This window comes from Cyanobium sp. ATX 6E8 (assembly GCF_024346335.1).
In the GTDB taxonomy this organism is placed as follows: Bacteria; Cyanobacteriota; Cyanobacteriia; order PCC-6307; family Cyanobiaceae; genus Cyanobium_A.
In genome coordinates, this window is record NZ_JAGQCT010000002.1 from 1 (window position 1) to 19,639 (window position 19,639).

The window sequence follows — 19,639 nt, forward strand, 5'->3', positions numbered from 1 at the left end:
GATCCTGCAGAACCACAACAGCTCTGCGACGACGTTCCGGGCTTAGAAGTTTCCCTCGGCAAGCTCCTTGAGCATCGCCTTATCGAGCTCGGCATCGGCCAGCAAGCGCTTGAGGCGGGTGTTCTCCTGCTCGAGTTCCTTGAGGCGTTTGGCCTCCGTGGCCTTCATGCCCCCATAAAGCTGCTGCCAGCGGTGGTAGGTGGGTGCCGAGACCTCAAGGGCCCTGCAGACATCGGCGACGGTCTGGCCCTGGTTGAGGAGCTGCTCAGCGGTGCGCAGCTTGCGAATGATCTGCTCGGGGTTGTGACGCTTGCGTTTCATGGGGCTTCTCCTGGCCAAGTCTGGCCGGTAAGGAAGCTCTCATAGGGGCTGGTTCAGTTTTTGGGGTCCACGTCAGCGGTGGAAAAGTGGGGAATATCCGTATCGGTGTGTTGTAGCCAGGTGTAGCCCACCAGCCAGGCATTGATCACCAAGTAGGGAAGTCCGTAGACGCACAACATCCGTGCCGGCGAGAACTGAATCGCGGCCATGATCAGGATCCCTATCATCGCCAGCAACCCAAGATTCGAGAGCTGCATCAACGGGAGGCAGGCATTCGGAAATAGGGCTCGCTTGCCGTTTCGAAACGGCGCAGCCGTGGTGAAGTGGGAGGTGGGAGCACCGTATTTTTCGCCGCCGGCCACGCCGAACAGCAGATAGAGCGGCCAGCCCAGCAGCAGATGGCTGATTAACGAGGTGATACCAAACAGCTGGGGCCCGAGACGCCTGCTCATCCCCGCCACAATCTGGCCCGTACGCGACTCTGCACGGGGGGGCACATGGGTTTCACCCCCTTCCATGTGATTGCAATTGGCGTGATGCACCGCATGGCTGTGCTGCCAGCTGAAGTAGGGCACCAGCAGCAGGCTGTGCAGCACGAATCCCACGGTGGCTTCCACGCGAGGGTTCGGATGGAAGGCGCGGTGCCCGCACTCATGGGCAATCACCCAGCAACCGCCAGCCACGGTGCCCGCCACCACTGCGTAAAGAAGCCAAAGCGGAGCCGCCATCGCGGTGAGGGGAATCTGGGTGCCCAATCCGTAGGTCAGCAGTGTGAGGCTGAGGGACATCGCCAGGCTCCCCCAGGCTTTGCCTGGATGGATCCTTAGGAGCTCGGGGGGAAGGCAGGCCAGCAGTTCAGCTTTGCTGGGATAGGCGGGTGATTCAGGCGAAACTGACTCCGGTGCAAGGGGCCGGAGGGAGACAGAAGAAATCAATGAGGCAGCCGTAGGCGCAGGGAAATCAACAAGACCGGGGTAGGCCTCGATGACACTAGGGATTTCACGATGCAATCGTGGATGGCCTCAGTGACAGGCCGAAGGATCAGGAAACAGATTTAATAGTTATCGCCGTATTTGACGGGTGACGAGGCGTTCATGAGTTCAACGGTGGTTTCATATCCCTGAGCAACCGTAACTTCGTGCTGCTTGCCAATGTCTCTGAGGGCGTCGAAGTCAAATGTTGGAGCCGTGATCCAGCTGAAGCCTTTGCCAAAGGTGTTGTCTGGATTAACGATGTACCAATGACAGGCCGTATCGGGTACGGATACAGAGCATTTCGACCAATCCACATCCCATTGGGGGACTTGAACGAATGACAGCGCTGCAAAAAGAAAGCCGAATAGACTTATTAACATTTCAATCTCAAATTTTGGCTATTCTATCACATGACTTCGAGATCCTAACCCCTGTCGTTCAGCTTCGCTGTGCAGTTTGGAGAGGTCGTTCACGATCAGTTCTGCTGCGCGCTCAGCAGCATCCAGAAAGGGCAGCAGGGTGCGCTGGGCGCCGATGGCTTCCAGCTTCACCACCTCAGCTTCATCGTGGGCGGTGGCAATGAAACGCCCCTGAAAGCCTGCCGTTTCCAGCCCATGACGGATGGCGGCGTTGCTTTTCAGCGACGGCAAGGTGCTCACCACCACCGTGGCCGACGACAGCGGCAGGGTGGCGGTGAACTCTGGATCCTCCGAATCGCCGTATTGCACAGGCAGCCCGTGAGCCGCTGCCAGTCGCAGCGCCTGAGGATCGAAGTCGATGCCCAGGATCGAGAGGCGGTGGGTTTGTAGCTGGCGGTAGATCGCGCTGCCAAACCGCCCCAGCCCCAGCAGCACCACATCCGCCCGCACCGGACCGCTAGCGCTGCCACTGATCTCGCTGAATGGCGTGCTGCGTTCGAACATCCGCAGAGGTGCCTGCAGCCACCCGTAGAGACGATCGGAGCCCAGGATCATGTATGTGGAGAGGCCGATGGTAATGACGCCCACCAGGGTGATCAGGCTCACCTCGCCTTCCCTGAGTTGGCCTAGCTGGAGCCCCAGTGCCGCCAGGATCAGTGAAAACTCTGAGATCTGGGCCACGGTGAGCCCTGCCAGAAATCCGGTGCGTCGCCGGTAGCCCATCGCCCCCATGATCGCCACCACGATCAGCGGGTTGCCCACCAGCACAAAGACCGACAGCACCAGGGCTGGCCCCAGCTGCAGACCCGCCGCTGACAAGCTGAGGCCGGAGCCCAGATCAATGAAGAAGAACAGCAGCAGGAAGTCGCGCAGGCCGGTGAGCCGCGAGGCGATGGCTTCCCGGTAGGGGGTGGAGGCAATCGACACCCCACCGAGGAACGCACCCACCTCCTTGCTGAAATTCACGCTATCGGCCAGAGCCGCCAGACCCACGGCCCAGACCACGGCAAACAACACCAGCAGCTCCTGGTTCTGGGCCAGCCGCCCGAGCAGCGGGGGCATCACCCAACGCATGGTGGCAGCCGTCCCCAGCACAAACGCCGTACCCACCAGCAGCAGCCGCAGCGCCTGGCTCACGAAGCCGCCACCGCCTGCGTTGGCGAAGGAGGTGAGCAGGATCATCGCCAGGATCACGGCGATGTCCTGCACCACCAGAAATCCCACGGCAATGCGCCCGTGAAGTGAATCGATCTCCCGTTTATCCGAGAGCAACTTGACGATGATGATCGTGCTGGAGAAGGTGAGGCAGACGGCGATGTAGATCGCCTTCACCGGAGCAAAACCCAACCCCAGGCACAACAGAAAGCCAAACAGAGCTGTGAACACAATCTGCCCAAGGCCCGTGGCCAGAGCCACCGGGCCCACCGAGCGGATCAGCCCCACATCAAGCTTGAGGCCCACCACAAACAACAGCACGGAGATCCCGATGCTGGAGAGCAGCTTGATCTCGCTTCCTCCTGAAGACCAGCCGAGCACCGCTGGGCCCACCACGATGCCGGTGAGGATGTAGCTGATGATCAGCGGCTGGCGCAGCTTCAGGGCGAGCACCCCGATCACGCCGGCGATCCCCAGGATGGCGGCGAGCTCGTGGAACACGGTGCTGAAGGTCATCGGAGTTGGCAACTGCGGCCATCGTGAGCAGTGCTCGCCCCTAAATGGGGCCTTCCGCAAGGAAGTGATGTATCAGGCGAGCAGCGTTTCGCGAGGGTCTGAGCCATCCTCAGGCGGAGTCAGCCATCGGATTGGGCGGGAGGCGGCAGGGTGTGGATCAACGTTGCCGTGCTACTGGCCGGCGTGCTGCTGCTTCTCGGCATCACCTCCAGCAAATTCTCGGCCCGGCTTGGGGTGCCGGTGCTGGTGTTGTTTCTCACGGTGGGGATGCTGGCCGGATCGGAGGGGCTCGGCCGCATCCCCTTTGAGAACTACGGCCTTGCCAACAGCGTTGGCAGCGTTGCCTTGGCTCTGATCCTGTTTGACGGTGGCCTGCGAACCTCCCTGGCCTCGGTGCAACAGGTGTGGAAGCCCGCGCTGGCGTTATCCACGGTTGGGGTGCTGCTCACCGCGCTGATTACGGGCCTGGCTGCCTCCTGGGTGCTGAAGCTGCCGATGTTGCCGGGACTGCTGCTCGGCAGCATCGTCGGCTCCACCGATGCGGCAGCGGTGTTTGCCGTGCTGCGCTCCAGCGGCCTCAAGCTGCCGGAGCGGCTCACCTCCACCCTGGAAGTGGAGAGCGGCTCCAACGATCCGATGGCGATCTTCCTGACCCTCGGGTTGATGGGCATGATCACCGGACGCGCCGATTCCGCGCAGGCCTTGGCGCTGCTGTTTGTGGCGCAGTTTGGCGTGGGTAGCCTCGCCGGCCTTCTCGTGGGCAGGCTGGCCACCTGGGCCATCAACCGGATCAATCTCGATTACCCGGGCCTCTATCCACTGCTGGCCCTCGCCTTTGGCCTGGTGGCCTTCGGGCTAGCTGCGGTGCTCGGCGGGAGCGGTTTCCTGGCGGTGTACGTCGCTGGCATCGTGCTCGGTAGCAGCTCGATCGTGTTTTGGCGGGGCATCTTGTCCTTCCACGACGCCACCGCCTGGTTGGGGCAGATCGTGCTGTTCGTGATGCTGGGGCTGCTCAGCTTCCCCAGCCGCCTGCTGGCGGTGGCCTGGGAGGGACTGCTGATTGCCCTGGTGCTGATCCTGGTGGCCAGACCCATCGCGGTTTGGGCCTCAGCGTGGCCTTTCCGCTTCCGCAGCAGAGAGCTCGCCTTCCTGTCCTGGGTGGGCTTGAAGGGGGCCGTGCCGATCACCCTGGCTACCTTCCCGCTGATGGCGGGAGTGCCCCAGAGCCAGCTGATTTTTAACGCGGCGTTCTTCGTCGTGTTGATCTCGGCCATCACCCAGGGCTGGTCGCTGCCGCTTGTAGCGCGTGCGCTGCAGATCGGCCGACCCGCCGATCCCATCCCGGCGCTGTCGGTAGAGATCAACGCCCTGCGCCACGTCGATGGCGAGATTCTCGATTACACCGTCAACGCCAGGGCTCCGGTGGCTGGTCAGCAGCTGCGCGATCTGGCCCTGCCCGATGGGGTGCTCGTCACCTTGATCCTGCGCGGCCGGGAGGTGCTGATGCCGCGCGGCACGACAACTCTCATGCCTGGCGACCACGTGTTCGTTGCCCTGCGCATCAGTCTGGAGCCGTTGATCAATCGGCTGTTCGATCCCGACCCGGAGCCCTCCGCGCTGCCATCCGATCTGCCGCTCAGCTTCAATCCAGCCACCACCCTGGCGCAGCTGCATCGCTTCTACGGCCTACCCCTGCCGCTGGAGATGGCAGGCTCCGCCGCTGCCCAGAGCCTGGAGGCCCTGCTGGCCCAGTCCGCTCCTGGGGATGCTCCTGGTAATGCTCATGGAAAGGCCCTTCGCGTTGGTGTTTTGCTGATTCAGGCTGGAGCTGAGCAAGAGCACGTGACCGTTCTGATAGCCCGGCATCTCCTGCCATTTCAAGGCCATGGGGGTGACATTGCGCACCAGTGAGATGGATCGCAAGCTCGGATTACTGGGATGGATGGAGGCTGTTGCGTCCGGATGGCTCCATCGCGGCCCGGGGTGGGGCACTGCCTTGGTGGATGTGGATATGAAATAGCCTGAGGTCTACGGGCGTTATCGCAAGATCTTGCTGCAGCAATACCCTCTCAAGCGAGAGTTGGTGCTTCCCCCGTATCTGCCCGTGGAGAACCCAGAAGCAGCATTCGGCATTCATGGCGAAATCTCCGCTGGCATGCCAGAGCCAGCTCGAGCAGAACCCTGTTCGTTAGCAGCCCTGATTCACTTGACTCAACCTTGAGCCACCTGCGTCGTCGTGGCGTCTGATCGCTGATCTGGAGCCAGGAGCAGCTCCTGAAGATTGAGGTCGGGGCGGCGCAACAAGGCAAACACTGTGCCCGCATTGCCGCGGCAGATCCTCAGCGCGTCGTCGAGCACGGTGATGTCCAGCCAGGCCGGAACGGGTTGGCTCACGCGCCGAAGCAGCTGCAGCCGCCCCAGGCCCACGGCCGGGCCCAGCCAGCCACCCCGCTGAAAACGCACCTGAACGCGCTGGCGCGGGTTCAACCCAACCCCGGAATCCATTCCCTTGGGATCTCCGCCGGGTTCGGCCTCGACCCTGATGGTGGCTTCCACGGCAATGGCGGCCAGGGGCGCCAGCGGACCTGGTAGCCGTAGCAGGTTCATGCCCCGACCCTGGGATGGCGCCAACAGCTGCAGGTTTTCCAGCCAGGGTCCTACAGCTAGATAGGGCTGGCGGCTGCTGCTCCAGCGCAACTCCCACACACCCTCCAGGCGCTCCAAGGCTCCAGGTGCTCCCAGATCAGCGGGCGTCGACCGCTCCAGTGCGCCAATCAAGGCGTGCAGATGGTTCTCCTGTAGGTGGGGGCCACCGCGAGGCTCCTGTTGCAGAAGCGTGAGCAACATCTGCCGTTGCTGTGCTGGATTCAGTTCGCTGAGCTCTGCCTGGTTGGCCTGGGACATCCGCTCGCTGCCATATCGCTACTCCTCATGCTGGCCAGGTTTAGGAGCGGCGTGGCGTCGCGACCCCGCAACCATTTGACTCTCCAGCTATTTGGGGCTGCATGGTGGATGGGCTCTCGTCAATGGATGGACTATGCGATCAGCATTGGCGGCTCTGGCGGTGATCGCTTCAAGCGTGGGTCTGTTGGCCGCCAGAGGCCGAGGGGTTGAAGGGTTGAGGGGTTACCCGCGCCAGGTCGGTTGACCATCCTTGAGCAGGGAGCCCCGATGCCGCCATAGGGCTTCATTGGTGATCTCAATCCCGTAATTGTGTAGAGCTTGACGCACGTCTTCCGTACTGGTTGTCAACCTCAGGAAATCAGCAAACTCTGGTTGTTCGTCAATCAGGTGTTGGATGGCATCGAGCGCTGCATTCACAGCCGCAGCATGCTCAGGGTGAGCCTGAAAATCCTCATCCTGAGGTGATGCCTGGGTGCTGTCGATCTCTGATGGTTGCTGCTCCGGGCTCATGTTGACGACCTGTCGATGCGAACTCCTGAATAGCCAGGTTGAGCCGTGTGTCGCCTAGCTCTGCTGCCGCAAGGTTGCCCCGGGATCGCAGCGTGATCGCCGCAGCAGACAGCAGGCCCAGATAGGAAGGGCACAGCCTGGACATGACGGGGATCAGGCCAGGAATTACCCCCCTATGGGGGCATCCTTGTCGGCGCACCATCACTGAGAGTGGACCCATCTAAAGCACGGAGGTTCGCCATGGCGGACTCCAACACAAGGGTCCACTCCAGCACCTGCCTCGGGCGCACCTGCATGAAATGGAGTGCCGATGGCGAGCTCACGGCGCTCGACCTCCATCTGGTGATGGAGCGCCTGGCTCAGGTGGATCGAGATGTGGCAGCCCTTTCCAAAAACAGCCAGCCTGCTTGAGCCTTCACCGGCTTGAGATTCAATACAGCGCCTCTTCGGCATGGGTTGCGATCGTGCAGTCCGAGGTGGGGATCGCCACGCAGGTCAGTACAAAACCGGCGGCAATCTGGTCCTCATCGAGGAAGGCCTGGTCTTCCTGGTTCACCGTGCCACTGACCAATTTGCCAGCGCAGGAGGAACAGGAGCCGGCGCGACAGGAGATCGGCAGGTCGATGTCCTGATCCGCAGCCGCATCGAAGATCGATTGGTCGTCGGCGCACTCGATTGTCCGATTCAGTCCTTCGTTGGCGTTGACCAGCGTGACCTTGTAGATCGCCATAGCAATGGTTGGTGTAGGGCTCGACAGGAAAAAGAGATCCAACCCCCAGATTTCGGCTGAAGGTGGACCCTCTTGGATGGCGACAGCGAAGCTCGGCCCTCATCGTCGCGGTTCGATCCTGGGTCGCAGGGATTGATCTGCGCCAGTCCCCATCCGGGGGGATTGCTGCCGATGGATCAGCTCCAGGCGATGAAGCTGACCGGTTCGTACTTGGCAATGGAGATTCGCCAGCCCCTGATCACCAGGTTGCGAAGGCTGCCAAGCAAGGCTTCGGTTTCGCCACCAGAGATCCAGTTCGCCTTGAGTAGGGGCAGTTGTTCGCTCATCACGTCCAAGGGCAGCTCGAGCAACAGCAGGCTCTGCTCTCCAGCAGCCCGTTGCAGAGCCCCGTCGTCGCTTCGCTGCCAGAGGCACAGGAGCAGCTCCAAGGCCAGGGTGTGACCACTGTCACCTGGGTCAGAAGCTTCAGCTGCCGCTGCTGGCTGGGATTTACCGGTGAGTGGCAAGGCTCTCTTGCCTGCAATCTCAACCAGAGCCAGGGCCACGAGATAGGGAGCATCAGCCATGGAAGGGATTCCCAGAACGCCACCAACTTGGAGGAACGACCGCCATAGGCGAAGCCAACTGCAAAAAGTGAGTAGAAATACCTGGATTTCATGGTTGTTCATCGTTCTGTGGATTGATGCACAATCCACTGCGCCGGAGGGACATTGGAGGAATGCCGTCTCCTTTCACCGGTTCACGTTTGACGCCGTTGGTGAGGCAATAGGGCTAAATTCGCGCTGCCGATCCGGGCCCTATCGGGGCATGTTCCATGGCCACCATTGGAGACCAGCTCCAGACCTATCGCAACGCCCTGGCAGAAGCCCTCGCCAAGGACGAAAAATCCACTGCGCGCAAGATCGAGCAGCAGATCAAAGAGCTTGAGGAATTCCAGCAGCGTCATCCTGAAGAAGCTGAGGCTCCTTCGCCGTTTGAAGTGTTCTGTGACCTCAATCCTTCCGACGTCAACTGCCGCGTCTACGACGACTGAGCCGCCCTTAGCTCGACTTCATTTCGGCAAGGCGCAACCTTTGGGAAGCGCTGGCGTGACCGCCTTGATTGGTCCAGGCGCAGTCAAGAGGCTTCAGTCTGCTCTGGATCCACGATCGCTTGCAGATCCTGTCACCCAATTACCCCCATCTGGGGGCAGCGCACGACCAGGTAGCCAAGCGATTATTCAGCTCGCCCAAAGCGTTGCTGCAATGAGCCAAGCAACTTTCACAACCGCTCTCACGATCGGTGAGCTTGAAGCTAATTACGCGCTCTATTGCAAGGCTATGCGTATATTGGTATTAGAAGAAAAAACGATTCAGCAGATTCGACGGAGTGTTTGCTGGCATCGATTGGAATGCCTGCATCAGTGCTTGCCACGGCAGTATAAGAATCCCGAGCATCTCTATTTCCTTCTCAAAAGAGAGCCCAACTCTTGAAGCGCGTACTGGCGATCATTCTCGGGGGTGGTGCGGGCACGCGCCTGCAACCCCTCACCCTGACTCGCGCGAAACCTGCAGTGCCACTTGGCGGTAAGTACCGCCTGATTGATATTCCAATCAGCAACTGCATTAACTCTGGGATCAACAAGATTTACGCGCTGACCCAGTTCAATAGTCAGTCACTCAACCGCCACCTCAGCCTGACTTACAACCTCTCTTCCGGCTTTGGCGGCGGTTTTGTGGAGGTACTGGCGGCCCAGCAGACCCCCGACAGTCCAAACTGGTTCAAGGGTACTGCTGATGCTGTCCGTCAGTACCGCGAACTCTTCGAAGCCTGGGACGTGGATCAGGTGTTGATCCTCTCGGGTGACCAGCTCTATCGGATGGATTACGCAGCCTTTGTCGCAGCCCATCGGGCAAGTGGGGCGGCGCTGACGGTTGGCGCTCTACCTGTTGATGGATCGGCGGCCGAAGGGTTTGGCTTGATGCGCACGGACGCATCCGGACGAATCAAGGAGTTCCGTGAAAAGCCCAGGGGTGCAGCGCTCGAAGCCATGCGGGTGGACACCCAGGCCCTGGGGTTGTCCGCCAGCGAGGCAGAGCGTCGCCCATTTCTGGCCTCGATGGGCATTTATGTCTTTGAGCGAGACACACTGTTCAGTCTTCTGTCCACGCACCAGCAAGCAACGGACTTTGGCCAGGAGGTCATTCCGGCAGCGCTGGAGAGCGGCCTCATGCTGCAGAGCTACCTCTTTGATGGTTACTGGGAAGACATTGGCACGATTCAATCCTTCTTTGATGCGAATCTCGCTTTGACGGATGAGCAGCCTGCGTTCAGCTTTTACGACGAGCGCGCCCCGATCTATACCCGTTCACGTTGTTTGCCGCCCAGTCAAATCCATCAATCCCACATTCGTCGTTCTGTTCTCAGCGAAGGCTGCATCCTCGATCGCTGTGTTATCGACCATTGCGTACTAGGTTTGCGCCTGCGGGTTGAGGAGGGAGTTGTACTTGAAGACGCCCTGGTGATGGGTGCTGATGGGTATGAGTCGGAGGCTGAGCGTGTTCAGGTGCGTTCACGCGGTGGGATTCCTCTTGGGATTGGAGCAGGATCAGTGGTGAAGAGAGCAATTCTGGATAAGAATGTGCGCATAGGCACCAATGTGCAGGTGATCAACAAGGATCGCATCGAGGATGCTGATCGCCATGATCTTGGCTTTACAATCCGCAACGGCATCGTGGTGATTGAGAAGAACACCACGCTTGTCGATGGCACGGTGATCTAGCTGGGTTCTACAGCAATTGATGACGCCCCGAGATCAGTCAAGGGCAGGGTTTTAGGCGTCATCAAGGTCTTGATTCCTCTGCTCTTGGCGAGCCCCGTCGTCTGGTGATAGATCGTTGAGCACCGCCAATTCACCAATGATTCGTTGCGCGTGGATGTTGTACGCAAGTGCAGCCTCTCGCTCTGTGTTGAACGACCCCAGGAAGTAACGACGTCCTCTCCAGTACACCTGGGCGATCCAGAGCTGGGTTTGCTTCCGGAAGCTCACGCCACGATGTTTGGAGCTGGCCCCAGCCCGCTTGGGACGGCTGGCGTAGGCCTGGTAGGTCTCTTCGGACGTTCGAGAGGTGCGGATGGACACGACGCGCTGGGAGGACCGTTCCCAACTTCTTCCAGCAACGGTCCGGTCGACCAGTCCCCTTTTGGGGAATGTCAGGCAGTCAGTCAGTAGCATGTTCGCGAGCTGCCAGCTGGTTTGGATGATTATATTCCTGCTCGGTTTGATCTATTGCCTGGGCTCAGGCGTGATCGCGGGGCAACTTGATCCAGATTTGGACGCGATGTGCTGAAGGGGAATTGCGCAATTCGCCTCAAGAGCTTGTGCTGCTCCTGGAAGAAGCAGCACAGCCACAATTCCTTGGCTGATGCAAAGGGTTACTTGCGAAGATGGCAATTCCTGAAGACGACGATGATAGGAACGGCGTAGATCAGCTCAGTTTATCGGACACGTGATCAGCGGTATCGCTGAGCTTCTTTTTGACGGCCTTTGCACCCTCTTTCAGCTCTTCTGTGGCACCCATGGCCGAGCTCTGCACTTGCTTGGCTTTGCCTTTGATCTGGTGACCCATATCGCCAGTCATTTCCCCATAGGCTGATTCCAGCTTGCCTTCTGCATCTTTTGCGGTCGCTTTGGATTTGTTGGTCATGGCGTTCAATCCAGTGCGGAGGTGGGCCTCTTTACTGTGATGAGCCCGTTGCCAGGGCACTGGGCTCCAAATGCGGCAGATTGAGACGAGATGCGCTTCGACGCACTCCGGTCTCGAGCTGTTGCCAGCGCGCCCGCAAGCCCACCAGCACGCCCTTTAACCCAGGGGGCCCCGATGCAAACCCGCCCTATCCGTTGCGGAAACGCCCAGGCAGGACAGGACAGGAATGTAGCAGTTGCTGCAATCTAAAGATATAGGTTTTCTAGCTGCCATGCTTGTGTTGGTTTCGCCGCCACGGTTCAGGGGCGTCTTGCAAGAGGCGATCTTGACGTCGCGGTGATGATGAACGCCATGGAGATCCATGTGAAAAATCCCTCACAGAAACTCTCGCCTCACTGCCTCTGTGAATCCGTTCGTTTTCTGCATCCACTCAAACTCTGTGGCGACAACTCCTCAGGTTTTGAGTCTGATCCAGGTGTTGAACATCGCTGACACTCTCTGAGCTTTTGCGGCCGCCACAATCTTCCCATCGCGCCAGCAAGGTCTGGAGCTCGTTGTAGAGGCTGCTGCGGGAGCTGCGCGACGACCAGATCTTCGCGACGACGGGAGGTACAGGCAGAGGTGCTTGGCCCCCCCCGCCCTGGGGCGCCTTGTTGTTGCAAAGTCCGCGCCATGATCGGCATCTCTGTTGAACTCCTGCCGGGCTCGGCGTATGGGCATGGTTCGTCCTTACCAACCTTCGCTGCTGCGGCTGTTGCATGGCGCCATGGCCCTGCTGGTGCCCCTGGCCTGGCTGAGCGGACTGATCGTGTACTCCAACCACGACGGTCGTTTCGGGCGGTTGAGCTGGCAGCCGGCCGGCGATTGGATTGATCTCCACGGCACGCTCGAGGTTTTCCTCTGGCCTCTGGCCCTGCTGTTTGGCCTCTATGCCCTCACCCTGGGCCGGGCCCGCCTTAACCAGGCGGCTAACACCACGGCCTTGCTGGCGTTGGCGTTGGCCGTGGGTAGCGGCAAGTTTATGAATGAAAACTGGCTCAGCACCGGCCAGTTCGATCATTTTGTCTACAGCCTTCACCTGTTGGCCTGGCTGCTCGTTGCGGCAGCGGTGATCTGGCATGTGGCTGCCATCCTGATGCGAGGTGGAGCACCGCTGGCCCGGACGATGTTTCAGCTGAAGTTGCGCCCCAACGACCTCCCCCGTGATTGGGCGGCCCAGGTGGGTCGCCTGCTGCGGCGATCGTCCTGACCCGCCCATGAACCTCCACGCCGACCTCAGCCAGCGCGCGGTGCTCCACACCCCCAACCTGGCCTGGACGCCCTCGCCGATGGCCGGGGTGGAGCGGCGCCTGTTGGATCGCCTCGGCGGGGAAGTGGCCCGGGCTACGTCGATCGTGCGCTACAGCCCTGGCAGCCAGTTTGAGCGCCACAGCCATGGCGGTGGCGAGGAGATCTTGGTGCTGGATGGCACCTTCTCAGATGAGCATGGGGACTACACCGCCGGCACCTACCTGCGCAACCCCGCAGGCTCCAGCCATGCGCCGTTCAGTGAGCAGGGCTGCACGCTCCTGGTGAAGCTGCACCAGATGCACTCGGCTGATCAACAGCGCCTCGCCATCGACACCTGCAGTGCGGCCTGGCTCCCTGGGTTGGTGACCGGTTTGGAGGTGATGCCGTTGCATGCCTTTGGCTCGGAACATGTGGCCCTTGTGCGCTGGGCGCCCGGCACGGTCTTTCAGCCCCATCGCCATGGCGGCGGCGAGGAGATCTTTGTGCTGAAGGGGGTGTTTCAGGATGAGCAAGGCACCTATCCGGCCGGGAGTTGGTTGCGCAATCCCCCCGGCAGCGTCCATCGCCCTTGGAGCGAGCTGGGCTGCACGATCTGGGTGAAAACCGGCCACCTGCCGGATACCCTCCACCACGCCAGCCGTGCCGTCCTGCGGAGCTGATGCGCGTTCTCCACACCTCTGACTGGCACTTAGGACGGCAATTTCATGGAGCTTCGCTCCTGCAGGAGCAGGCCGCCGCCCTGGATCGCATCGTGGAGTTGGCCGCCGAGGCGGAGGTGGATGCGGTGCTGATCGCTGGCGACATCTACGACCGGGCCATCCCGCCAGCAGAGGCGGTGTTGCTGTTCAACGACACCCTGGCCCGCTTGAGCCGCAGCGGTGCCGCCGTGGTGGCGATTGCCGGCAACCACGATTCCCATGTGCGGGTGTCGATCTACGACCCTTTGCTCTCGGCCTTCGGGGTGACCATCCGTGGGGATGTGCGGCGGGCCCATGAGCCGGTGCTGGTCACGCCCAAGCGGGGAGGCGCCCCTGTGGCCATTTACCCGCTGCCCTATCTGGAGCCGGCTGTGGATGGTGCATCGCTCCTCGCTCTGGCTGAGGCGGTTGAGCCTGGGTCGTCTCCAGGTTCGACCCGGGTCAGCCATCAGGAGGTGACACGACTGGCCCTCGATGGGATTCGCCGGGATCTGCTCTCCCGGCCGCAGCACCGCTCGGTGCTGGTGGCCCACACTTTTGTGATGGGTGGGGAGCCATCTGAATCAGAACGGCAACTCAGCATCGGCAATGTGGATCGCGTCAGCGTCGATAGTTTTGCCGGCTTTGACTACGTGGCCCTCGGCCATCTGCACGGGTCCCAGCAGCTCGATGGCCCACGCGTGGCCTACTCCGGCACACCGCTGCCCTATTCGTTTTCGGAGCAGCATCACACCAAGTCGGTGCGGATCGTTGAGCTCGATGCCGCCGGCACGGCCAACGTCGAGATCGTGCCGCTGGGGGTGGGGCGTCCGCTGCGCACCCTCGAGGGGCCGTTGGAGTCCCTCTGCGGCGATCCCCAACACGCCACTGCTGCTGATGCCTGGCTTCGGGTGATCCTCACCGACGAGGTGCTGCCGTTGCAGGCTATGGCCCGGTTGCGCCAGCGGTTTCCCCACGTGGCGGAGCTGCGGCACCGGCCCCCGGAGCTGCAGCGCTCCACCGCCACGGAGCGCCACGAGACGGTGCGCCAGGCCACCTCACCCCTGGCGTTGGCGATGGCGTTTTTCGCCGACCAGCAGGGGCGCCCCGCCGTCCCGCCTGAGGCTGAGCTGTTGCGTCAGGCGCTGGAGGCCTCCACCCGGGGAGGGGAGCGGTGAAACCCCATCAGCTGTGGATGGAGGCGTTCGGGCCCTACGCCGAGCCTGCGGAGATCGACTTTGATGCCCTCAGCGACGAGGGACTGTTTCTGATCCACGGCAGCACCGGTGCCGGCAAAACCTTCCTGTTGGACGCCCTCAGCTATGCCCTGTATGGCGAGGTGTCGGGGGATCGCAACGTCAAGGCGTTGAAATCGGACCACGCCGATCCAGCGGCGGTGCCGCGGGTCAGTTTGGTGTTCTCCTGCGGCGGTGGCCGCTACCGGGTGGAGCGCTCTCCGGCCTACACCGCCCCCAAGACCCGGGGCGAGGGGTTCACCGAAAAGGCCGCCCAGGCGGTGCTGTTCCGGTTAAACGGTTCAGACGCCGAGCCGATCGTCAGCCGCACCACTGAGGTGAGCCGCGAGGTGGAGCAACTGGTTGGTCTCAATGCCGCCCAGTTCCGCCAGGTGATCCTGCTGCCCCAGGGCCAATTCGCGGAGGTGTTGCGGGCCAAGGCCGAGGAGCGCGAGGCCCTGCTCAAAACCCTGTTTGACACGGTGGCCTTTGAGCAGGCGGGCTTCTGGCTGGAGGATCAGGCCAAGGCGGCACGGCTGGATCTGGCGGAGGGCACCCGGGCCCAGGAGGTGCTGCTTCGCCTGGCTGCCCAGGCTTGGAGCCCATTCGCCTCGCCGCCACTGCCTGACCCCTCTGCCGCGCCTGACCACCCTGCAGTGCCTGACCAGCCCGCCGCGCTTGTTGAGCCTGGCGCTCCTGATCTCGATCGCCTGCAGGACCAGATCGCCCTGGTGGTGGCGGGTACGGCCCAACGTCTTGCGCAGGCCACCGCAGCTCTGAATGCTTCTCAGACAGCCAAAGCTGAGGTGGACAGGCTGGCCGATCGCTGGGACCGGCGCGCGGCGGCCCAAGCCACCCTTGTGGAGCTGGAGGGCAAGCGGGCGGTGGTCGACGACTACCGCCAACGGCTGCGGTTGGCCGAGCAGGCTGAGGCCCTGCGCCCGAGCGTGGAGGCGCAGCAGGCGGCGCAGGCGGACTGCCTCCAGCTGCAACAACGCATCGCGGCCCAGCTGGGCGGCGCCATGCGAGCCCGCGACGCGGCCCAGGCCTTGCCTGCCGTGGTGTTGCAGCTCGAGCTGAGGGCGCTGCCGGCTCTGGAGGCCTTGGATGCCGCCCGCACTGCCCTGGCGGCGCACCGGGTGGAGTTGACGGCCCTGGTGCGCCAGGCCCGGGAGGCCGCTGAGGCCCAAGGCGCCGCAGAGCAGGCCCGCCAACGGGCAGCCGCCGCAGAAGCAACCCAGGCCCGCAGCAACGCCGAACGGGAGGCGTGGCAGCAGCAGTGGCAGGCCGCCAGTAAGGCCTTCCAGGGGGCTTGCTCAGCCCGTGATCGGCTCGATGGCTTGCAGCGAGCTGCCCAGGAGGCCCAAGAGCAAAGCGATGCCAGCGCGGCCATGGCGGCAGCCCAAGCGCGGCATGGCCAGGCCATCGCCGCCCAGAACCGCGCCGATGGCGAGCTCAACCAGGCCCATGCCCTGCTGCTGGAGCTGCGCCGCCGCCAGATCGCCGGCATGGCGGCGCAGCTCGCCGGCGGGCTGGTGGACGATGCCCCCTGCCCCGTGTGTGGCGCAACCCTTCACCCCAGCCCGGCTCAGCCCTTAGAGGATGCCGTGGCCGACGCGGCGATCAGTGCGGCGGAAGGCGACCTGACCACGGCCACGACGGCGGCACGCGAAGCGGCGATGCTTGTGGCCACGGCCCAGGGGGAGCTGAAGGCGCTGCAGGAGAAGGCCGGCGCCGCAGCGGCAGATCCGGCGGTAGCCCGTCGGGGGGCGCAGCAGTCCAAGCAGGCCCTCAATGGTGCCAAGGCCCTGGCGGCCCAGGTCGACACCCTGCAGCAGGCGATCGTGGGTCACGAGCGGGAGCTGCAGTCCCTGCAGGTCGCCATCCAGGCGGCTGCCACGCAGCAGGCCCTGCAGAGCCAGGTTGCTGCCGAAGCCCTGCGCCGGGCCGACAGCATTCGTGCTGAGATCGCCAGTGTGCTGGGGGACGGGGTCGACCCCCAGGTGGCGCTGCTTGGCGTTGCGCCCCTGGAGGCGGCCTTGAAGGATTTGGCGGCCTGCTGCCAGGCCAGCAGCAGCGCTGACGCGCGGCTCCAGCAGGCGGTGGAGCGGCTGGCAAAAGAATTGGCCGGCTCGGCGTTTGCCGATGGCGCTGCTGTGCAGAACGCTTTGCAGGAGCCGAGCTGGCGCCAGCGGCTGGTCGAGCGGATCGACGTCTACGACAACGACCTGATCGCCGTACGCAGTGTGCTGGCCTCCGCCGATCTGAGCGAGCTGCCGGAGCAGCGGCCCGACACCGCTGCGGCCCAGGATGCGGTGGCTGTTGCTGATGCCACCCGTACGGCAACCGTGGAGCGGCACAGCGAAGCCCGGGGGGCGCGGGCCGAGATCGAACGGCTGGCGGCTGCGCACCGGCAGGGGGCGGTTGCCCTGCAGGCAAGCCAGGAGCGGGCGCGGCTGCTCAGCGCCGTGGCGGATCGCTGCACAGGCCGGGCGGCACCGTTCATCTCCCTGCAGCGCTGGGTGTTGTCGGCCTATCTGGCGGAGATCTGCCGCTATGCCAACCAGCGGCTGGAGCTGATGACCTCAGGCCGCTACCAGCTGCGGCTCAGTGATGAAGGCGGCCGGGGTGGTCGCCATGCCGGCCTGGGGCTGCGTGTGCTCGATGCCTACACCGGCGAAGAGCGGGAGGTGAGCAGTCTTTCGGGGGGCGAAACGTTTCAGGCCTCCCTGGCCCTTGCCCTTGGTGTGGCCGACACGGTGCAGGCCCATGCGGGAGGCGTGCATCTTGATGCCCTGTTCATCGACGAGGGCTTCGGCACGCTCGATCCCGACAACCTGCAACTCCCCATGGACGAACTGGATCGCCTGCGCGATGGCGGCCGCATGATCGGAGTGATCAGCCATGTGGGTGGCCTCAAGGAGCGCATCTGGGCCGGTATCGCGATTACAGCGGGGGAGAAGGGCTCGCGGGCCACGGTGTGCCGCACCGGGATGGGCTGAGCCCTGGCGCTAACGCCATCCCGGCGGGCGTTAGGTCGCCTCTGCCAGGGCCTGTTGAAGGCTGGCGAGCCGGCCGCCGTTCACACCCAGATCGGAATCGCCGAGGCGTGACACCGAGCGGGCCTGCAACACGCCATGGGCCTTGTCGGCATACAGCTCCAGATCGTCGACAAAGCCGAATAGGGCACTGCTGGCGGTGGCATGCAGGTAGCCATTGCTCTGCTCCACCACCGCCGTGCGGGGCATCGCCTGCACCACGGGCACCAGGGCCGCCAGGGCGAGGTCGGGATCGGCTACGGCCCAGTCGGCGCGGGCGCAGTGGGCTGGTGAGGGGCAGGCCGCCAGCGCTCCGTTGTGAACCCCCAGCTCCGCGGGCACCGGCCCAACGAAATGGAACAGGGCCAGGGTGATGGCCAGAACGCAATGCTGCAGAAGGGAGGTCATGGCCGCGTGGGGACGTTCAAGGGTTGAGGTAGGGATCGAGGAACGCCAGTGGACGCGCCATGGTGGCGGAGAACCCCAAAATGCCGCGGTCTTGGTAGCTGTAGAGCAGGGTGTCGTCGCCGTCGAGCAGGTAGGTGCCGCCGCGCTGGGTGATGAAGTCGTCGCGGGGGACGTAGGTGCGCCAGGCACCAAGCACCTCCACCATGTTGCGCAGCCGCACCGTGGCCAGCTCGAAGGGACGCTGAAATCCCCCGCCACCAGCCAGGGCAAACAGCGGGCTCTCCAGCCGCTGGGGCGCTGAGCGATCGCCGCTGTAGCCCCGCAGCACCTCCGCCAGGGTGCCGGGTGAGCCGATGCCGGCGCACATCAGCAGCAGCCCAGGCCATGGGCCGCCAGCAACCTGCAGACCGGCATAGAGGCCCAGCGCTTGATGCAGCTGGGGTTCCGCATCCACCAGCAGGCGATCGCGGGGGAAGCCAGTGAACTGGCAGAAACGATCCGCCCCGGGGCCATCGCCGATGCCGATGGCCAGAATCGTGATCCCCGCTTCCGCCAGGCGCGGCAGCACGGGCACGAGGGCCTGGGCATATTCCAGGCTGTCGAAATCTCCCAGCTGGGAGAGCAGCAGCACCAGCCGACGGCCCGATCCCATGCCGGGCACCGCGGCCAGGCGTTGCAACAGGGGTTTGGGAGCCTTCATGGGCTCACCGTAACGACCGCTCTGCCGTTGCAGCGTGCCAGTGACAGAGTGGCCCCTGGCCGGCTCCGATCCCCAGAGCCTGCCTCAATCCGCCTTCCACATAAGCCTTGGCGGCCTGCACCGCCTCGCTCAGCTCCAGGCCGCGGGCGCGATAGGCGGTGATCGCCGCCCCCAGGGTGCAGCCCGTGCCGTGGGTGTGGGGCGTCGGCACGTGGGCATGCACCAACCAGCGGCCTTCGCTGGATGCGGTGAGCAGGTAGTCGCGGCCGCGCAACTCCGGCAGTCCACCACCCTTGATGAGTACGGCGGTGGGGCCTTGCTCCAGCAGCAGTCCTGCCGCCCGCTCCACATCCGCTGCCGTTGCGATGGTGCTGCCGGTGAGCAACTGGGCCTCGTGGAGATTGGGCGTGAGCAGATCGGCCAGGGGCAGCAGCAGCTGGCGGTAGGCGTCGATGGCTTCTGCTTCCAGCAGCACCGCTCCGGCCCGCGACACCATCACAGGATCAATCAGCCTGGGCAGGCTCAGCGGGGCTAGGGCGGCCGCGGTGGCTTCGATCAACGAGCGGTTGAGCAGCATGCCCGTCTTGAGGGCGTCCACCGCCAGATCGCTGAGCACCGCCTCGATCTGGGCCGATAAGGCCTCCGCTGGCAGGGCATCCACGCGGGTAACGCCGCAGGTGTTCTGGGCCGTGACGCAGCTGAGGGCCGAGCAGCCATGCACCTGAAGGCTGGTGAAGGTTTTGAGGTCAGCCTGGATGCCGGCGCCGCCGCCGGAATCACTGCCCCCGATCGTGAGGGCGATGGCCGGAGCCGACGCTGGCGCCATGGTGCGAGGGGGAGGGTGAGATCCTGCAGCATCGGTCAGGCTCTGCGGCAGCCCCAGCGATTCCATGTAACTTGAACGCGCTAGGGATGCAGATCTATGCGAATCACGCATTGTCAGGGCGAGCATCTAATTGCCTTGACGGAGCCTGAAGCTGCCTGTCTGGTCGACGCCTGCGTTCTGTTTGCGCTGGCTGCTGAATCAGTATCCGGCTCCTCCCTTCCCCCGGAGATGGCCACCCTGCTCTGCGAAC

The 19,639-nt window shown here is 63.2% G+C and carries 20 protein-coding genes and 1 pseudogene; 9 read left to right on the forward strand and 12 right to left on the reverse strand.

Annotation, left to right across the window (positions count from 1 at the left end; genetic code table 11):
- From KBY70_RS02025 to KBY70_RS02040, 3 genes and pseudogenes are all read right to left on the reverse strand, one after another.
- A pseudogene (locus tag KBY70_RS02025) lies at positions 1 to 321 on the reverse strand (transposase); the annotation flags it as partial.
- A 53-nt stretch (positions 322 to 374) separates the two neighbouring features.
- The gene (locus KBY70_RS02030; protein ID WP_254987205.1) at positions 375 to 1,109 is read right to left on the reverse strand and encodes a fatty acid desaturase; all 735 of its coding nucleotides are present in this window, start codon (positions 1,107 to 1,109) and stop codon (positions 375 to 377) included.
- A gap of 584 nt (positions 1,110 to 1,693) precedes the next feature.
- Positions 1,694 to 3,385, reverse strand: a complete 1,692-nt coding sequence (locus KBY70_RS02040; protein WP_254987207.1) for a cation:proton antiporter — start codon at positions 3,383 to 3,385, stop codon at positions 1,694 to 1,696.
- 150 nt (positions 3,386 to 3,535) lie between these two features.
- Here KBY70_RS02040 and KBY70_RS02045 point away from each other — a divergent pair, with 150 nt between their 5' ends.
- Positions 3,536 to 5,296: a potassium/proton antiporter gene (locus tag KBY70_RS02045; protein WP_254987208.1), complete on the forward strand. Its 1,761-nt coding sequence runs from the start codon at positions 3,536 to 3,538 to the stop codon at positions 5,294 to 5,296.
- A 300-nt stretch (positions 5,297 to 5,596) separates the two neighbouring features.
- Here the strand turns inward: KBY70_RS02045 and KBY70_RS02050 are convergent, their stop codons facing one another.
- Both KBY70_RS02050 and KBY70_RS02055 read right to left on the reverse strand, forming a co-directional pair.
- Positions 5,597 to 6,289 carry a PAP/fibrillin family protein gene (locus KBY70_RS02050; protein ID WP_254987209.1) on the reverse strand — a complete coding sequence of 231 codons (693 nt, stop codon included), beginning with the start codon at positions 6,287 to 6,289 and terminating at the stop codon, positions 5,597 to 5,599.
- 222 nt (positions 6,290 to 6,511) lie between these two features.
- Positions 6,512 to 6,799 (reverse strand): hypothetical protein, encoded by a 288-nt coding sequence (locus KBY70_RS02055; protein ID WP_254987210.1) that lies wholly within the window; start codon positions 6,797 to 6,799, stop codon positions 6,512 to 6,514.
- A gap of 240 nt (positions 6,800 to 7,039) precedes the next feature.
- Between KBY70_RS02055 and KBY70_RS02060 the strand changes: the two genes are divergently transcribed.
- Positions 7,040 to 7,210, forward strand: a complete 171-nt coding sequence (locus KBY70_RS02060; RefSeq protein WP_158217081.1) for a hypothetical protein — start codon at positions 7,040 to 7,042, stop codon at positions 7,208 to 7,210.
- Between the two features lie 19 nt (positions 7,211 to 7,229).
- Here KBY70_RS02060 and KBY70_RS02065 read toward each other — a convergent pair whose 3' ends face one another.
- Both KBY70_RS02065 and KBY70_RS02070 read right to left on the reverse strand, forming a co-directional pair.
- Positions 7,230 to 7,529 carry a 2Fe-2S iron-sulfur cluster-binding protein gene (locus KBY70_RS02065; RefSeq protein WP_254987393.1) on the reverse strand — a complete coding sequence of 100 codons (300 nt, stop codon included), beginning with the start codon at positions 7,527 to 7,529 and terminating at the stop codon, positions 7,230 to 7,232.
- A 176-nt stretch (positions 7,530 to 7,705) separates the two neighbouring features.
- Positions 7,706 to 8,095, reverse strand: coding sequence for a hypothetical protein (locus KBY70_RS02070; RefSeq protein ID WP_254987211.1), 390 nt, complete (start codon positions 8,093 to 8,095; stop codon positions 7,706 to 7,708).
- 248 nt (positions 8,096 to 8,343) lie between these two features.
- On the opposite strand from KBY70_RS02070, the gene KBY70_RS02075 reads away from it, so the two are divergent.
- The 3 genes from KBY70_RS02075 to KBY70_RS02085 all read left to right on the forward strand — a co-directional run bounded on the left by KBY70_RS02075 (position 8,344) and on the right by KBY70_RS02085 (position 10,290).
- Positions 8,344 to 8,562 (forward strand): CP12 domain-containing protein, encoded by a 219-nt coding sequence (locus KBY70_RS02075; protein WP_094561625.1) that lies wholly within the window; start codon positions 8,344 to 8,346, stop codon positions 8,560 to 8,562.
- Between the two features lie 286 nt (positions 8,563 to 8,848).
- Positions 8,849 to 9,001 carry a DUF3136 domain-containing protein gene (locus KBY70_RS02080; protein ID WP_409996012.1) on the forward strand — a complete coding sequence of 51 codons (153 nt, stop codon included), beginning with the start codon at positions 8,849 to 8,851 and terminating at the stop codon, positions 8,999 to 9,001.
- Positions 8,998 to 10,290, forward strand: coding sequence for a glucose-1-phosphate adenylyltransferase (locus KBY70_RS02085; protein ID WP_254987212.1), 1,293 nt, complete (start codon positions 8,998 to 9,000; stop codon positions 10,288 to 10,290). The genes KBY70_RS02080 and KBY70_RS02085 overlap by 4 nt, the downstream gene beginning before the upstream one ends.
- A gap of 51 nt (positions 10,291 to 10,341) precedes the next feature.
- Here KBY70_RS02085 and KBY70_RS02090 read toward each other — a convergent pair whose 3' ends face one another.
- Together KBY70_RS02090 and KBY70_RS02095 are read right to left on the reverse strand one after the other, a co-directional pair.
- Positions 10,342 to 10,650 (reverse strand): AP2 domain-containing protein, encoded by a 309-nt coding sequence (locus KBY70_RS02090; protein WP_254987213.1) that lies wholly within the window; start codon positions 10,648 to 10,650, stop codon positions 10,342 to 10,344.
- Between the two features lie 346 nt (positions 10,651 to 10,996).
- Entirely contained in the window at positions 10,997 to 11,215 is a 219-nt protein-coding gene (locus tag KBY70_RS02095; protein ID WP_094561632.1) for a CsbD family protein, read from the reverse strand.
- 712 nt (positions 11,216 to 11,927) lie between these two features.
- Between KBY70_RS02095 and KBY70_RS02100 the strand changes: the two genes are divergently transcribed.
- The 4 genes from KBY70_RS02100 to KBY70_RS02115 are packed head-to-tail and all read left to right on the forward strand — an operon-like array spanning position 11,928 to position 17,419.
- Positions 11,928 to 12,464 (forward strand): cytochrome B, encoded by a 537-nt coding sequence (locus tag KBY70_RS02100; RefSeq protein WP_254987214.1) that lies wholly within the window; start codon positions 11,928 to 11,930, stop codon positions 12,462 to 12,464.
- A gap of 7 nt (positions 12,465 to 12,471) precedes the next feature.
- Positions 12,472 to 13,164, forward strand: coding sequence for a cupin domain-containing protein (locus KBY70_RS02105; RefSeq protein ID WP_254987215.1), 693 nt, complete (start codon positions 12,472 to 12,474; stop codon positions 13,162 to 13,164).
- Positions 13,164 to 14,360: an exonuclease SbcCD subunit D gene (locus tag KBY70_RS02110; protein ID WP_254987216.1), complete on the forward strand. Its 1,197-nt coding sequence runs from the start codon at positions 13,164 to 13,166 to the stop codon at positions 14,358 to 14,360. Before KBY70_RS02105 ends, KBY70_RS02110 begins: the two co-directional genes overlap by 1 nt.
- Complete coding sequence (locus KBY70_RS02115) at positions 14,357 to 17,419, forward strand: AAA family ATPase (protein WP_254987217.1); 3,063 nt, start codon at positions 14,357 to 14,359, stop codon at positions 17,417 to 17,419. Before KBY70_RS02110 ends, KBY70_RS02115 begins: the two co-directional genes overlap by 4 nt.
- Positions 17,420 to 17,449: 30 nt before the next feature.
- Here the strand turns inward: KBY70_RS02115 and KBY70_RS02120 are convergent, their stop codons facing one another.
- The 3 genes from KBY70_RS02120 to thiD are packed head-to-tail and all read right to left on the reverse strand — an operon-like array spanning position 17,450 to position 19,389.
- Positions 17,450 to 17,863: a DUF1499 domain-containing protein gene (locus KBY70_RS02120; RefSeq protein ID WP_254987218.1), complete on the reverse strand. Its 414-nt coding sequence runs from the start codon at positions 17,861 to 17,863 to the stop codon at positions 17,450 to 17,452.
- Between the two features lie 16 nt (positions 17,864 to 17,879).
- Entirely contained in the window at positions 17,880 to 18,563 is a 684-nt protein-coding gene (locus tag KBY70_RS02125) for a peroxiredoxin-like family protein (RefSeq protein WP_094561617.1), read from the reverse strand.
- Between the two features lie 4 nt (positions 18,564 to 18,567).
- Complete coding sequence (gene thiD, locus KBY70_RS02130) at positions 18,568 to 19,389, reverse strand: bifunctional hydroxymethylpyrimidine kinase/phosphomethylpyrimidine kinase (RefSeq protein ID WP_094561616.1); 822 nt, start codon at positions 19,387 to 19,389, stop codon at positions 18,568 to 18,570.
- Between the last annotated feature and the right edge of the window lie 250 nt (positions 19,390 to 19,639).

Excerpts from the sequence above, each read along its gene's own strand:
- KBY70_RS02120 (WP_254987218.1), bottom strand. The coding sequence starts at position 17,863 with ATGACCTCCCTTCTGCAGCATTGCGTTCTGGCCATCACCCTGGCCCTG.
- thiD (WP_094561616.1), bottom strand. The coding sequence starts at position 19,389 with ATGGCGCCAGCGTCGGCTCCGGCCATCGCCCTCACGATCGGGGGCAGT.
- KBY70_RS02080 (WP_409996012.1), top strand. The coding sequence starts at position 8,849 with ATGCGTATATTGGTATTAGAAGAAAAAACGATTCAGCAGATTCGACGG.
- KBY70_RS02065 (WP_254987393.1), bottom strand. The coding sequence starts at position 7,529 with ATGGCGATCTACAAGGTCACGCTGGTCAACGCCAACGAAGGACTGAAT.
- KBY70_RS02030 (WP_254987205.1), bottom strand. The coding sequence starts at position 1,109 with ATGTCCCTCAGCCTCACACTGCTGACCTACGGATTGGGCACCCAGATT.
- KBY70_RS02040 (WP_254987207.1), bottom strand. The coding sequence starts at position 3,385 with ATGACCTTCAGCACCGTGTTCCACGAGCTCGCCGCCATCCTGGGGATC.
- KBY70_RS02110 (WP_254987216.1), top strand. The coding sequence starts at position 13,164 with ATGCGCGTTCTCCACACCTCTGACTGGCACTTAGGACGGCAATTTCAT.
- KBY70_RS02125 (WP_094561617.1), bottom strand. The coding sequence starts at position 18,563 with ATGAAGGCTCCCAAACCCCTGTTGCAACGCCTGGCCGCGGTGCCCGGC.
- KBY70_RS02105 (WP_254987215.1), top strand. The coding sequence starts at position 12,472 with ATGAACCTCCACGCCGACCTCAGCCAGCGCGCGGTGCTCCACACCCCC.
- KBY70_RS02100 (WP_254987214.1), top strand. The coding sequence starts at position 11,928 with ATGGGCATGGTTCGTCCTTACCAACCTTCGCTGCTGCGGCTGTTGCAT.
- KBY70_RS02075 (WP_094561625.1), top strand. The coding sequence starts at position 8,344 with ATGGCCACCATTGGAGACCAGCTCCAGACCTATCGCAACGCCCTGGCA.
- KBY70_RS02095 (WP_094561632.1), bottom strand. The coding sequence starts at position 11,215 with ATGACCAACAAATCCAAAGCGACCGCAAAAGATGCAGAAGGCAAGCTG.
- KBY70_RS02070 (WP_254987211.1), bottom strand. The coding sequence starts at position 8,095 with ATGGCTGATGCTCCCTATCTCGTGGCCCTGGCTCTGGTTGAGATTGCA.
- KBY70_RS02060 (WP_158217081.1), top strand. The coding sequence starts at position 7,040 with ATGGCGGACTCCAACACAAGGGTCCACTCCAGCACCTGCCTCGGGCGC.
- KBY70_RS02050 (WP_254987209.1), bottom strand. The coding sequence starts at position 6,289 with ATGTCCCAGGCCAACCAGGCAGAGCTCAGCGAACTGAATCCAGCACAG.
- KBY70_RS02055 (WP_254987210.1), bottom strand. The coding sequence starts at position 6,799 with ATGAGCCCGGAGCAGCAACCATCAGAGATCGACAGCACCCAGGCATCA.